The organism is Bacillus sp. Je.9.29.b (assembly GCF_051129925.1).
Classification (GTDB): Bacteria; Bacillota; Bacilli; order Bacillales; family Bacillaceae; genus Bacillus; species Bacillus safensis.
The window spans coordinates 329,453-342,681 of sequence record NZ_JBCPSO010000003.1 but is presented as its reverse complement, the minus strand read 5'-3'; the positions used below and the strand labels follow the sequence as shown (position 1 = coordinate 342,681).

The window sequence follows — 13,229 nt, the reverse complement described above, 5'->3', positions numbered from 1 at the left end:
CGCTTGATTTATTTGATTAAGTCGCTCACAAATTTCGGCAGAACGAATGCCGCTTTGTGCAATTCTTTTGTGTAATATTTCGTCTCAATATCAAAGAAACGGCTGTCTTCTACAGCAAGTGGATCATATTTTTTAGAACCGATGGTGAATGTCCAAAGACCGCTTGGATACGTTGGAATATTCGCTGTGTAAAGCTTTGTAATTGGGAAAATTTCTTTTACATCACGCTGTACATTTGTAATCAGCTCAGGTGTGAACCAAGGGTTGTCCGTTTGTGCAACGAAAATACCGTCTTCTTTGAGTGCTTTTGCGATTCCTGCGTAAAACCCTTTAGAGAACAGGTTCACAGCTGGTCCAACTGGCTCAGTAGAGTCAACCATGATCACATCATACTCGTTATCAGCTTCAGCAATGTGCATAAAACCGTCTCCTACTTTCACATCTACACGAGGATCGTCTAGTTTCCCAGCGATAGAAGGAAGGAATTTCTTCGAGTATTCGATGACCTTTCCGTCAATATCAACAAGTGTCGCTTTTTTCACACTTGGGTGTTTGAGGATCTCACGAATGACACCGCCGTCTCCTCCGCCTACAACAAGAACATTTTCCGGGTTTGGATGAGTGAAAAGAGGAACATGTGCCACCATTTCGTGGTATACAAACTCATCCTTCTCAGACGTCATCACCATGCCGTCTAAAAACAGCATATTGCCAAACTCTTCTGTTTCCACCATTTCTAAATGCTGAAAGTCTGTTTGTTCTGTGTGAAGGGTTTTGTTCACCTTCAATGTAATACCAAAATTCTTCGTTTGCTTCTCTGTATACCAAAGTTCGCTCATTGTTCATCTTCCTCTCATCCAATAATAAACAAACATCTATTGTTAGCGCCTTTTATCGGCTTTGACTATATCGATTGTCCAAGAAAAAAGTATAGTGGATTCATATCAAATTGTAAAGAACCGCATGAGTTCTCTTCATTTTTTAAAGCGCTCCTGCAATCGCTTGTTTAAAACGGTTTTCTTTGTTCCATACTGATAAAAAACCGTCAAAATGGGGGCTTTGCATGGACACAATCATGAGTAATAAAAAAATCCGCATGACCGTGAAAACGATTCGAGCCTGTTTTTTTATCGGCTTGCTCGCTTTTCTATTTGCAGGTACCGTCTTTTTGACGATTCTATTAATAGCTAAATGGCAAGGTGCCCCTTCTGTTCAAGTTCCCCAATCCACGACCATTTATGCAGCCGATGGCTCAAAGCTTGGAGAATCCAGCTTTGGAGAAAAGAGATATTGGGTGCCATTAAAGGAGATGTCTCCTCATATCAGACAGGCAGTTGTCGCTGTTGAAGATAAAACCTTTTATGAGCATCATGGCTTTGATGTGAAACGGATGGCAGGTGCTGCGGTGGCCGATATTCGTGCCATGGCTAAGGTGCAAGGTGCCAGCACGATCACCCAGCAATATGCACGAAACCTTTATTTAGATCATGATAAAACGTGGAAGCGGAAGTGGAATGAAGCCTTTTACACGATTCGTTTAGAACAAAACTATACAAAAGATGAGATTTTAGAAGGATACTTGAACACCATTTATTATGGTCACGGAGCGTATGGCGTGGAAGCAGCGTCCCGTCTGTATTTCGGGAAAAAGGCGAAAAATTTAACCCTCGCTGAATCTGCCCTGCTTGCCGGTATCCCAAAGGGGCCTTCGCTCTATTCCCCTTATGTGAATGAGGAGAAAGCCAGCGCAAGAAAGAATATGATTCTGAGGCAAATGCAAGAGGATGGCATGATTACGAAAAAAGTAGCTGATGACGCTGCGAAAGAAAAACTGTCCTATCGCCCTTTGCGAAAGAAGCAGCTGCAAGCAAAGCAAGCCCCGTATTTTTATGACGATGTGATTCGAGAGTTGAAACAAAGCTTGGGGTTAACTGAGGAACAGATTGAAACCTATGGGCTTCATATCCAAACGACTCTCAATCCAGAATTACAGAAAATCGCAGAAAAGACGTTAAAAAACACGATGAATTCCAAATCAGAAATCCAAATTGGCTTTGCTGCCATCCATCCCCAAACAGGGCATGTACTTGCCCTCATAGGCGGGAGAGATTATGAGAAAAGTCCATTCAATCGGGTGACACAAGCAAAAAGGCAGCCCGGTTCAACCATGAAACCCCTTCTCTATTACATTGCCTTGCAAAACGGGTTTACACCCGCAACCGTCATGCGCAGTGAGGAAACGGTGTTTGAATTGGATGATCCAGGCAGCGATGCCGCTTATTCACCAAGCAATTATCACGGCTATTACGCCAATGACGGCATTACAATGCTTCAAGCTTTAGCACTGTCTGATAATATTTACGCTGTGAAAACCCATCTATTTTTAGGAATGGAACAGCTTGTACGTGCTGGCAAGACATTTGGAATCAAGGAGAAACTAGATCAAGTACCCTCTCTTGCCCTGGGCACGTCTCCTGTGAAACCCATTGAAATGACCAATGCTTACGCCATGCTGGTCAATGGCGGAAAACGCGTAAAACCAACCTTTATTACGAAAGTAACCGACGCAAAAGGCAATGTGCTTTTTGAAGAGAAACAAAAACGAGAACAAATCCTTGATGAAAAAGCAGCATTTGTCACCACCGACATGATGTCAGGCATGTTCAATGATCAATTAAACGGCTATACAAGTGTCACTGGCCGCACTATTATGAAGGACCTTACAAGAACATACGGAGGAAAGTCCGGGACTACAGGCGCCGACAGCTGGATGATCGGCTTCTCTCCCCAGCTCGTCACAGGTGTATGGACTGGCTATGATAAAGGCCGCACCATTGATTCAGTCGAAGAAACAGCCTATGCGAAAAAAATATGGGCTTCCTTTATGGAATCAGCCCTCTCGAAGCAGCCAGCCTCCTCCTTCATGCCGCCAGACGGTGTCAAAGGGGTATATATTAATCCAAAAACCGGCGACCTCGCAGGTCCAGGATGTGAATCAAAGGTATTCACCTATTTTATAGAAGGAACGGAGCCGACAGGTGTCTGCTATGGTGCTGAAGAAAAAGCCTCTGAGCAGGAACCTGTTCAAGATCAAAAGCCAAAGAAATGGTGGGAAAAGTGGCTGAAACGTTAAAAAAGACATGAAAAACCCCGAGACCTGCATCTCGGGATTCTCCATGTCCTAGCTTTAACACCAGTTTACTCAAAAACCGGAGAGAATTGGTAGACATCCGCCAATCTTCACAAAAATTTCACAATTATTCAGGGACAGCCAATCCTTCTTTTAATTCATCTGTTGATGCGTCCCACAGCGCTTGATTATGCCCTTTTAAGAAATCAGCCAGCACCTTTTTGGATACGTCATCCATATGACTCACGACAATTTTTCGCTTCATCGATTTATCCATTAAATTCACATGCTCTGGAAGTGACTTATACCCGCGGCGGATCGAACGGTCAACGGTCATTTCACAAGCCGTCACACCTGCATAATAAGGCCCTTCTTCTCTGCGGTCAATCGTCACCCATACGAGCCAATACGGTTTTCCGTTCGGCACCTCTTCTTTTGTTTTCAAAAATTTAATTCCTTTTTCGACGGCACTTCTTGCATGCATAGCACCAATATCAATGACAGCTTCCTTTTCTTCTACATCAATGATGACTGGCGAGATATTATCAAGACTGAGGGCGCCTGCCCCAAAGCCTCCATGTCCGTCGGTTGCATCTGTTTTTTTAATGATGTTAAAACCAATTGGTTTCTTCTTTTTACCTTCCATTCATTAAACCTCCTAAAGCAGCGGCTTCAAAATAAGATTAAACCAGTGTATGATTTGATCCCGCATTCCGATCAATGGACCAAACACAAAGTGTCCCAGTGGTGTGATCACGAATATGAGAAAAATAATGATCCCATATTGTTCAAATTGCGTCATTTTCGCCCGGATACGGGGGCTGACGACGTCCTCAATAATCCGATACCCATCCAGCGGCGGAAGTGGTAATAAGTTAAATAGGAACAAGATGACGTTTAAGTTAATAAAGATTAAAAAGAAATTATCGATTCCCGGCTCAAAGCGCATGATCCACTCCCCGCCAAATTTCTGAAGAAGCACATACACAAAAAAGCCCAAAAACGCCAGCACCAAGTTACTTAATGGCCCAGCAATGGAGACACAAATCCCTGCTAAGCGCGGTTTTTTAAAATGGTAACGATTCACCGGTACCGGTCTCGCCCAGCCAAACCCGGCCACAAAGATCAAAATCGTCCCGAATACATCGAGATGCTTCAGTGGATTGAGCGTCAGTCTCCCTTGATTCTTAGCCGTCGGGTCTCCGAATCGGTACGCAACATATGCATGCGCCAGCTCGTGCATCGTAAATGCAACAACAAGCGTAATGGCGACATATGGAATAAGTTCTAATGGATAAACAAGAAATTGGTTCAAAGGCATGAATCCCTCTTTCTTTCTATACAATGATTTACTTCATTCAGTATACTATAAGAAGTCCCTTAAACTAAAGGGAAGCGTAGCATTAAAGGAAAAAGGAGGTTTTCGCCATGCCGATTGTCACCGTTCAAATGCTTGAAGGAAGAACAGACGAGCAGAAAAGAGCTCTTGTGGAGAAAGTCACAGATGCCGTTGTTGAAACAACAGGCGCAGGGGCAGAAAAAGTCTCTGTCATTATTGAAGAAATGAAAAAAGAACACTATGCTGTAGCAGGAAAGCGAATGAGCGATCTGTAAGCATATAAAAAGGACAAGCACATAGAGTGTTTGTCCTTTTGTCTGCATTCTTATCTGTACCACGCTTTGTTACGGTTCACTTGATTTTTATGAGCCGCATCAAAGTAGTCAACTGTGTAAGAATAATCATAATTCATTAAGCAGACAATACCGCTTCCTTGAGGGTCGTGCGGTAAGCCAAAGTTATGACCGTATTCATGCGTAGCCGCTTTTGCAGTGTTCGCTGTTCCTTGATCAAGGTTAACGGCGAATGCACTTCCGCTTGGTGCACTATTGTAAACATAAGCAATTCCGCCAGCATCAAAGTTTGGATTTGCTGTAAATCCAGTGACAAAGTCATATCCTCTGCCATCAAAGCTGCGCGCAAGGTTAGACAAAATTTGCTCTGCATTTGATCCCGAAGACGTCCAAGATCCTACTGCTTGTACGACAAAGTCCACATCATGATCACGGTTAAATGTGACATCTGCTTGCTCAATGATGCTGACAATCCGTGTTTGCCAGTCACTATATTTCGCACGATACTGCGCATCAGCGACCGCATAAACAGTGACCTTCTGACTGCCTGTACTTGCTTTTGTTGAAATAGAATCTCCTGTATTGGCCTTAAAGGTTCTCGAGCCTACCTGCTTACCAGACTCATCTAATACCTTTGTTGTCACATCTCGTTCAATTGGAGGTGCTGTCTTCAAATCTTTAAAATCTTTTGCTTTTGGCAACCCCTCACTAATATGGGTTTCGAACGGCGCATGACCATGATCATGCCCATGACCTGCACTCGCTACTGGTGCTGAAGCTGAACTTACCCCCGGTAACAAACTACCTACCAATAAAAATGACAAAAAGACTGAACGCTTTTTCATTCCTATCCCTCCTTTGTTTTTCACAAGGTTATATATTCACTGAAAATTCACCATTTTCCTTCTATTCAGTCAAAAACAGGGAATTAGATGCACAGGAAGAAAGTCGAATTACGTCATTTTCACTAATTTTTCGGATATTTTGGCACACATTTCATCGAAAAATAGCGCTTTTGGTCCGGGTCTTACAAAACAAAAAAAGCCCTAAAAGTCGGGCTTTTGTTCAACTAGTTCAATTCCTTCAACTGATCAATATAAGCAAGAGCCGCCTCAAATTCTTCGTCCGTATAGCGCTGCTTGCTTTTAATAGTGAAGACCTTTTCCTTTACCTCATCTTCTGGCAGGTTATCAAAATATAAAATCGTTGAGACAAGCTCTAGGAAACGGGACGATTGCTCGTTCATCTGCTTCGTCAGCGCTTTGAGGTCAGGCATGTCCACTTCACACTGATCGAGAAACTCTTTCCCATTGTCCGTCAGCGAATAGCGATATTGATAGTATCCGCCCTTTTTTTCCTTCATTTCGTCCAAGAATCCAAGGTTGCACAGCTCTTCAATTCTGAGCGTCAACTCCTCTGAATAGGGGCCATAAAAATGAAAATCGTATTTCTCGTAAAAAGGCAAATCTAGCTTTTTTGCTATGTAAATCATTTTTTGCAGCTTCTTCCGTCCAACGATTTCCCCTGATTCAGAGAATACCTTCATCAACTTTGCATGCTCTTTCAACAAATTCCCGACATCTCCTTTTTCAGTACTTCCTTATCCCAAACCAAGCAGCTTCATGATCGCCTTTTTTTCTTCAGCTTTTTCCGACATATCTACAATTAAGTCCATCGGGAAATAAAGTTTATGATCGGTTCTTCGTTTACCGGAAATGGCGTCAACAATATCTGACTGTCTCGACAGTTCTTTAATATGACCGCTTTGCGTCAAAAGGTGGATTGGCAGCCTCTCTTCTTCCTCCCCTGGTCTGTAGAAGTCATAGGGCAAGTCAGAGGAAGAGTCGACCACTAAATAGTAGTCAGGATCAATTCCTGCCTCCTTGAACAAGGCGGTCAGCTTGAAATATTTCGTCATTTCTTCATTTGGATTAAACTCTGTATATTGGAACAATCGGCGGTTCATAAAACGGCGGCACAAATCAGCCAGCACGTGATCTTCTTCATCTTCCCACGCCTGAAAATAAAATAAGACAATGGATTCATCCAGCTTAATATAGTCCTCTGTGGTGACATTCCCCTCAAAGATTGAATAAAAGTGAACGGGGGCATGTGTGAAAATATAACCCGTTTCATGCAGCTCTTTTGCACGGTGAAGGATTTTCGTTAAAATGACTTCCGCACTGCGTGTCACTGGGTGGAAATAGACTTGCCAGTACATTTGATAGCGGCTCATAATATAATCCTCAACCGCATGCATCCCGCTCTGCTTCATCACAATCTGATCTTCTCTCGGGCGCATCACACGTAAAATACGTTCCATATCAAAGTGGCCGTAGCTGACGCCTGTATAGTAGGCATCACGCTGCAAATAGTCCATTCGGTCGGCATCAATTTGACTTGAGATCAAACTGACCACCTGTTTGTTTTGATACGTTTTGGCAATGACTTCAGCCACATGCTTCGGGAAATCATCACTCACCCGGCGGAGCACTTCATTGACTTCCGTCTGCCCTAAAATAATATCTCTTGTAAACGATTCATGGTCTAAGTGGAAGACCTTTTCAAAGGAATGAGAAAATGGACCATGTCCGAGGTCATGAAGCAAGGCTGCACTAAGTACAAGCTCGCGCTCCCCTTCATCCCATTCAGGCCGCCCTTTAAACACATCATCCACAATTCGTCTCACAATCTCGTATACACCGAGTGAATGATTGAATCGGCTGTGTTCTGCACCATGAAACGTCAAATAAGTAGTTCCTAGCTGTTTAATTCGTCTCAGGCGCTGAAACTCTCTTGTTCCTATTAAATCCCATATTAATGCATCCCTTACGTGAACATAACGGTGTACAGGATCTTTAAATACCTTTTCCTCAGATAATTTCCCTTTTGGATACGCCATCGTTTCGTCCCTCTTTTTTTAAGACGTGTTTCTATTATATCGGGTAACTTTTCCCGAAAACATCCTTGAATTTGCTGATGAATGTGTTCTCAAAGATTGCACGGACGTAAAAAGCCCGACCTGACAGGGACGGACCTCTTTTTAGGTCGACTGAACACATTCAGTGACATTTATTTGACTTTTTTTTGAACCTTTTCAAGTAATTCATCTTCTGTTGGTGCGGATAATGGGCGATTGTTCACAAACGCAAAAGCCTTTTTTCGTCCTGGACCACAATAGGATTGACAGCCGATCTCAATTTTTGCATCAGGGTCAACCGATTTGAGTCGAGGCAATAACGTCTTTAGGTTCGTCGCATCACAATCGTCACATACGCGAAACTCATTAGCCATGGTCTTACGCTTCCTTTCAATGATGATACTTCATTCTATATGAAACAGTTGGACAGCCAATCATGAATAATATACCACCCAACATTGTACATCGAAGCGGCTGGACTTGCAAGACGCTTTGCTGCCCCCATCATCCGCTTACATAAAAGCTAGTATTTTCCACTATCCTTTTAGCAAACTTGTATAAACCTTCTTGAACTTGGCTAATCTAATACCATCAAATCATATGGGGGTTTAAACACATGTCAAAACAAAGACAAGATGCTTGGTCAGAGGAAAATGATCTCCTCCTGGCAGAAACCGTCTTACGTCACGTCAGAGAGGGCAGCACGCAACTAAATGCGTTTGAAGAAGTTGGAGACAAGCTGAACCGCACCTCAGCGGCATGCGGATTTAGATGGAACGCTGTCGTCAGACATCAATATGAAAAAGCGCTGGCACTTGCCAAAAAACAGCGAAAACAACGGATGCGTGCACTTGGTAATGGACAGCCAGCGAAAAAACGATTACTTTATCAGCCGCAAGTAGAAGAAACGGTCACTCAAGAGGAATTCTCACAGGAACTGGAGCCAGCAAAGGAAGAAACATTTGCACCAGCAGCTGAAACTGCTGAACAGCTTCAGTTTGTGGATCAAAGCTACAATGAAGAGTTAGCTAGTTTATCACATTTATTGTCACAGGCTGCTCCTGCCCCAAATACCGCAGAGAAAAAGCCGGAAGCAAATCCATTTAGGCAGCATCAAGAATTAACCATCGACGATATCATTGATTTCTTACGCCGTTATGAAGGCGATGGTCAGCAATCCACTGCCTTACGTATGGAAAACAGCCGCTTAAAACGAGAAAACAATGAGCTTTCTCATAAAGTCTCGCAGCTAGAAGCTGAAGTGAAGAAGCTTGAAAAGGATCAGCTCACGATTCAAGAAGATTATGAAACACTCGTGAAAATCATGAACCGTGCAAGAAAACTAGTTTTGTTTGAAGAGGACGATAGTGCCGCACCAACCTTTAAAATGGACCGGAACGGCAACCTCGAAAAAATGGCAGAATAACAAAAAGTGCTCCCCGCCTCGGGAAGCACTTTTTTTAAATGCCCAAAAATAGCATCACACTAAAAAGGACATTGATCAAAAACACAAACATAAAAATATATCTGACCTGCCTTACCTGAAAATCACCAAACATAAAAATATAAAGACCTGCGATGCCAAGTGTCAGGACAGGCTGAAGAAATGGCACTAAAAGCGAAATGCCGTAGCCGGCTCCCATGATGACAGGAAGCCATAGTAAATAGAGGTAACCGCCGTTTTTGGATTTCAAGAAACCACTCCCTCTCTTTCTTCTATCTGCTTGATTTCAGGCTGAACAAACTTGAGTCCGGCCATTGTGCGGCCGCGTTTTTGTGATGTCCAGACTGCAATCGCCGGCTGATCAGTGAGAGATTCTGTGTCAATGGTGATCAGCACTTTCTCATGTAATTCAATTGAAGCTTCAGACTCGATTTTGCACCCAGATACACTAATATCATGTATGTTCACCGGCACCTTCTCTTCTAACCGGCCCTCATAGGACAGCGTGCCTGTCACGCTTTGCAACGGTCTTCTCACCCATTTGCGCCGCAAGGCCCTTGGTACTTTCTCCGTTTCTCTTATAAAGCGGAGAAATGTCCGAACAGCATAGGATTTTTTCTCACGATCCGTTATCGATACATGCTCTCGTGTGAATAAGAAACGGATCAATGATAGGTACTCTGATTTTTCTGTATCAGTAAAAGCAACACCAACCATCAGCTTGTCTCCATCTGGATGGCTCCAAACCACATCACACGCCACACTTTGATCCTCTGAAAAGAACAATTGCATTTGCCCTTGATTTAAAGAAGAAGCTTGATCAAGTGGAATGGATAGACGCGCACCTGAATCACTCATGTCTAGTAGAAAACAAGCAATCGATTCTTCTTGACGATCAGAACAGAGCTGCCCCTCTTTTTCTATGACAAACCGCTCTGATTTTCGATAACGCGGACGATCAAACGCCACAATCAGTGCCATGAATAGACCTGCACCGTTGTAAAGCACCCAAAAAATATTAATCAACGTGAGATCAGCATTCATCGTCCCATTTACCTTCATATCGTATCCTATTTTCACAAGGACAAGCAATGAGAGCAGCAAGAAGATCAAATGAGGAATCATCGTTTTCAAATGAAAATGTCTCTTGTCCGTTTGAATTCCCTTCGGTGTGACAAGGAATTCAACCCTCTTCTTCAAAAACAGCTCACTTAAAGCTACACCAGCCAAGTGGAATGCCATAGAGCTTTCGTAAATATGACTCCAGAACATACTTCTTTTTTGATTCGACACCAATTTAAACGCTAAATACGAACTAAAGAACGCCGGCAGCCAAAACATGAAAATGGACTGGAAATCGGCCCAGAAACTTTGAATACCAAACAATAAAAACAAAATCGGTGTAAGAATGTAAATCATTTTAAACAAACCGTTAAACCAATACACAATGCCATCTAAATAAAGAACTCGCTGCATAAGCAATTAAGCCGCGAACCTTCAATGGATTAAACTTACGGGCGCACTGAATGTTCCCTCTCGACCACCGGTCTCGCTGCTTTAACAAATCAATCCAGCTTTCAGGTGCCAGACCGACGGCTAATACTTCTCCGACAGACACAGATTTGAACTTCCCTTGGAGAAGCATTCCGGTCGCCATGTCTTCTGTAATCACTCCAGTAGCAAATCCGCCAATTTCCTCTAAGGCCGTTCTTCTAAATACAGTATTACTCCCGACATACATCACCGCATTGAATCGATCCTTACCAGCTTGGAGGGTTTGCATAAAGAAGTCCTGTTCATTTGGAATTCGATCCTTCGAGAACATATTATATTGGAAAGGGTCTTCGTTATAAAACGCCTGTGGAACTTGAACAAACGCAGTCGCTCCATCATGAAAGTAAGGCACTGTCTTTTCTAAAAAGGCAGGAAGGGGGACCATATCAGCATCAAGTGTGAGAATCAGCTCCCCATTCGTTTGAGACATCGCATGGTTTAAATTACCCGCCTTAGCAAACTTGTTATCTGTTCTTGTCAGATAATGAACGCCAAACTCAGATGCAAGCTGCTCCACAGACTCCCTCTTGCCATCATCACATAAATAAATGTGGACGCTGCCTTTTGGATAAGACAGATTCAAACAGCCTGCCACCGTGCGTTTCAGCACTTCAATCGGTTCATTATATGTAGCTATGAAAATATCAACTGTTGGCAGCCTGTCCAGATCACTGATCGTGACTTGTTTCCGATTTGAAGGCTTCCAAACAAGTGTATAAAACACAAGCAGCTGTAAAAATCCAATACATTCACAGGCAACAAGCAAGGTGCCCATTATTATATTAAATGTACCTTCATGCGGCAGTGTAAAGAAGAGACGCCAGCAAATATAGGCGGCATTTGTTAACACACAGAGCACAATGATGATTTTTTTAACAGTAGAGGCCATCGGCTGAATACGATACATCACATACAACACAGACAAAACACAAAGCATAAACAGCGGGTAATACGTGGTGAATAATGACAACAAATTTACCTTCTTTCTTACGCCATAAATGACTATTACATATAAAATTCCATAACAAAGGAGGGGATTTTTTCATAACATTGCCCCTCCAAATCTATTCAAGTAACCAAATCAACTATTATTTCCATAACTATCTAACTGATTTGAATAAAAATCAATCGCCTTTCGATAACTTAAAATAGCAGGATCTTTTGTCGTTTCAGTTAAACAGTTCAGTAATATTTCCATCGCTTTGCTATGTTCCTTTAAATTATACAAAGTCATGGCATAGAACGTTTGAATGGCTTGGTTGTCCGGATAAGTTTCCATCCCTTTGAGGAATATCTGTTTTGACTTTTCGTATTCTCCTAAAGTTCTGTATGTACTTCCTGACCCTAGTAAAGCGTCTTCTAGTTCTTCTGAAGACAATCCTAACTCAATGGCCCTTTCATAAAAAAAGACAGCTTGCCTTTCCTCTCCTAACAGGTCATAACTCTAGGCACATTGATAATGAATAGAGGCATCGTCTGGATACTCCTTTGCAAGATGAGACAGCATTTCATTTGATTCTTGAAGATGTCCACTTTTTCGAAGTTCAATGGCTTTTTCAAGCTTTGTTTCCATCACTTCACCTCTACTCTTTTCAAGATGAAAAGGCGGATGTTTACGAAAACACCTTTTCATTCCGCTCAATCATCCGCGTCATATTTTTCTCAAATTCCAGCTGTTCTTCTGCATTCAGGCCCGAGGCTGTCAGCTGATTACTAAGCTTTTGAAGCTCCTCTAGTAATAAACGCATAAGAAGCGTACAATCAATCGGTTCACCGATTAATTCTGATAAGGATGCCATCGTATCCGGCTGTATGTCAGGAAATACTGCCTTTACTTCTTGCCGTTTATCCTTTAAGGCAGCGTCATAAAAACGGCGGATCAAGTCGGCACGTTCACGCCCGCTTCCATCTGCACACAAATAAATTTGCACAGCGACCCCACCGCGTAATCTACGCTGAGAAATGCCTGCAAATTTCTTTCCATTGATACTTAAATCGTAGCTACCTGGACAATAAGAGCCGACTATTTCATAGGCTTCAATGTCCACATTATACATAGACAGCATCCGGCGGATCAATTCCACCATCGCATCATACCCGCGGTCAATATCAATGCCCTTCTTTTGTTCCGCAAAAATTAAAGACACATTCAGTACACCTTCATCCAGCACCACAGCAAGACCGCCTGAGTTCCGCACAATCACACGATATCCCTCTTCCTCAAGGAGCTTTACGCCATCTTGGAGAAATGGAAGTCTTGTATCCTGAATCCCAAGCACAATCGTATTGTGATGCACCCAAGAACGGGCTGTCGCTGGTGAGAGGCCCTTCCCCACCGACGCGCAAAGCGTATCATCCATCGCAAAGGATTGCTTCGGGTCCACATAGAGACCAAGACTCGACTGATCGATGATTCGCCATTTTGGCTGTGTCAGTAACTCAATAGGTTCATTTTTCATCTCCTGCATATCCTCTCGTTCATAAACTGTGTTTATTATAACATGGGATGAATGGGGGGAGAATGCAAAAAAGCTCCATAACATTTGGCG

12 protein-coding genes and 2 pseudogenes are annotated in these 13,229 nt (G+C 42.8%); 3 read left to right on the top strand and 11 right to left on the bottom strand.

What is annotated here, in order from left to right:
- Positions 1-8: 8 nt before the first annotated feature.
- Positions 9-839 (bottom strand): spermidine synthase, encoded by an 831-nt coding sequence (gene speE, locus AAZR19_RS07940; RefSeq protein ID WP_025093862.1) that lies wholly within the window; start codon positions 837-839, stop codon positions 9-11.
- A 224-nt stretch (positions 840-1,063) separates the two neighbouring features.
- Here speE and AAZR19_RS07935 point away from each other — a divergent pair, with 224 nt between their 5' ends.
- Positions 1,064-3,133, top strand: coding sequence for a transglycosylase domain-containing protein (locus AAZR19_RS07935; protein ID WP_076840490.1), 2,070 nt, complete (start codon positions 1,064-1,066; stop codon positions 3,131-3,133).
- A 124-nt stretch (positions 3,134-3,257) separates the two neighbouring features.
- Here AAZR19_RS07935 and AAZR19_RS07930 read toward each other — a convergent pair whose 3' ends face one another.
- Positions 3,258-3,776, bottom strand: a complete 519-nt coding sequence (locus AAZR19_RS07930) for a YwhD family protein (protein ID WP_024423769.1) — start codon at positions 3,774-3,776, stop codon at positions 3,258-3,260.
- Between the two features lie 12 nt (positions 3,777-3,788).
- Positions 3,789-4,445, bottom strand: coding sequence for a site-2 protease family protein (locus AAZR19_RS07925; RefSeq protein WP_248351167.1), 657 nt, complete (start codon positions 4,443-4,445; stop codon positions 3,789-3,791).
- A gap of 113 nt (positions 4,446-4,558) precedes the next feature.
- Between AAZR19_RS07925 and AAZR19_RS07920 the strand changes: the two genes are divergently transcribed.
- Positions 4,559-4,744 carry a 2-hydroxymuconate tautomerase gene (locus AAZR19_RS07920; protein ID WP_003214939.1) on the top strand — a complete coding sequence of 62 codons (186 nt, stop codon included), beginning with the start codon at positions 4,559-4,561 and terminating at the stop codon, positions 4,742-4,744.
- Between the two features lie 50 nt (positions 4,745-4,794).
- Here the strand turns inward: AAZR19_RS07920 and AAZR19_RS07915 are convergent, their stop codons facing one another.
- The 4 genes from AAZR19_RS07915 to AAZR19_RS07900 form a co-directional block, all read right to left on the bottom strand.
- Positions 4,795-5,607 (bottom strand): zinc-dependent metalloprotease, encoded by an 813-nt coding sequence (locus tag AAZR19_RS07915; protein WP_024426367.1) that lies wholly within the window; start codon positions 5,605-5,607, stop codon positions 4,795-4,797.
- Between the two features lie 224 nt (positions 5,608-5,831).
- A complete protein-coding gene (locus tag AAZR19_RS07910) occupies positions 5,832-6,332 on the bottom strand; it encodes a YwgA family protein (RefSeq protein WP_041108207.1) in 501 nt (166 codons plus the stop codon).
- Positions 6,333-6,362: 30 nt separating this feature from the next.
- Positions 6,363-7,664, bottom strand: a complete 1,302-nt coding sequence (locus AAZR19_RS07905) for an HD domain-containing protein (protein ID WP_007497716.1) — start codon at positions 7,662-7,664, stop codon at positions 6,363-6,365.
- 170 nt (positions 7,665-7,834) lie between these two features.
- On the bottom strand, positions 7,835-8,056 hold the full coding sequence (locus tag AAZR19_RS07900; protein WP_003215259.1) for a DUF1450 domain-containing protein: 222 nt from the start codon (positions 8,054-8,056) through the stop codon (positions 7,835-7,837).
- A gap of 242 nt (positions 8,057-8,298) precedes the next feature.
- On the opposite strand from AAZR19_RS07900, the gene AAZR19_RS07895 reads away from it, so the two are divergent.
- On the top strand, positions 8,299-9,108 hold the full coding sequence (locus tag AAZR19_RS07895; protein ID WP_024423774.1) for an RsfA family transcriptional regulator: 810 nt from the start codon (positions 8,299-8,301) through the stop codon (positions 9,106-9,108).
- A gap of 34 nt (positions 9,109-9,142) precedes the next feature.
- On the opposite strand, the gene AAZR19_RS07890 is transcribed toward AAZR19_RS07895, so the two are convergent.
- The 4 genes and pseudogenes from AAZR19_RS07890 to AAZR19_RS07875 all read right to left on the bottom strand — a co-directional run bounded on the left by AAZR19_RS07890 (position 9,143) and on the right by AAZR19_RS07875 (position 13,139).
- Positions 9,143-9,376, bottom strand: a complete 234-nt coding sequence (locus AAZR19_RS07890; protein WP_024426379.1) for a DUF5970 family protein — start codon at positions 9,374-9,376, stop codon at positions 9,143-9,145.
- Positions 9,373-11,650, bottom strand: a pseudogene (locus AAZR19_RS07885) (glycosyltransferase). The gene AAZR19_RS07890 and the pseudogene AAZR19_RS07885 overlap by 4 nt, the downstream one beginning before the upstream one ends.
- A gap of 118 nt (positions 11,651-11,768) precedes the next feature.
- Positions 11,769-12,253, bottom strand: a pseudogene (locus AAZR19_RS07880) (tetratricopeptide repeat protein).
- A gap of 40 nt (positions 12,254-12,293) precedes the next feature.
- Entirely contained in the window at positions 12,294-13,139 is an 846-nt protein-coding gene (locus tag AAZR19_RS07875) for a lipoate--protein ligase family protein (RefSeq protein ID WP_041108213.1), read from the bottom strand.
- Positions 13,140-13,229 lie beyond the last annotated feature (90 nt).

Excerpts from the sequence above, each read along its gene's own strand:
- AAZR19_RS07905 (WP_007497716.1), bottom strand. The coding sequence starts at position 7,664 with ATGGCGTATCCAAAAGGGAAATTATCTGAGGAAAAGGTATTTAAAGAT.
- AAZR19_RS07935 (WP_076840490.1), top strand. The coding sequence starts at position 1,064 with ATGGACACAATCATGAGTAATAAAAAAATCCGCATGACCGTGAAAACG.
- speE (WP_025093862.1), bottom strand. The coding sequence starts at position 839 with ATGAGCGAACTTTGGTATACAGAGAAGCAAACGAAGAATTTTGGTATT.
- AAZR19_RS07900 (WP_003215259.1), bottom strand. The coding sequence starts at position 8,056 with ATGGCTAATGAGTTTCGCGTATGTGACGATTGTGATGCGACGAACCTA.
- AAZR19_RS07895 (WP_024423774.1), top strand. The coding sequence starts at position 8,299 with ATGTCAAAACAAAGACAAGATGCTTGGTCAGAGGAAAATGATCTCCTC.
- AAZR19_RS07920 (WP_003214939.1), top strand. The coding sequence starts at position 4,559 with ATGCCGATTGTCACCGTTCAAATGCTTGAAGGAAGAACAGACGAGCAG.
- AAZR19_RS07915 (WP_024426367.1), bottom strand. The coding sequence starts at position 5,607 with ATGAAAAAGCGTTCAGTCTTTTTGTCATTTTTATTGGTAGGTAGTTTG.
- AAZR19_RS07875 (WP_041108213.1), bottom strand. The coding sequence starts at position 13,139 with ATGAAAAATGAACCTATTGAGTTACTGACACAGCCAAAATGGCGAATC.
- AAZR19_RS07930 (WP_024423769.1), bottom strand. The coding sequence starts at position 3,776 with ATGGAAGGTAAAAAGAAGAAACCAATTGGTTTTAACATCATTAAAAAA.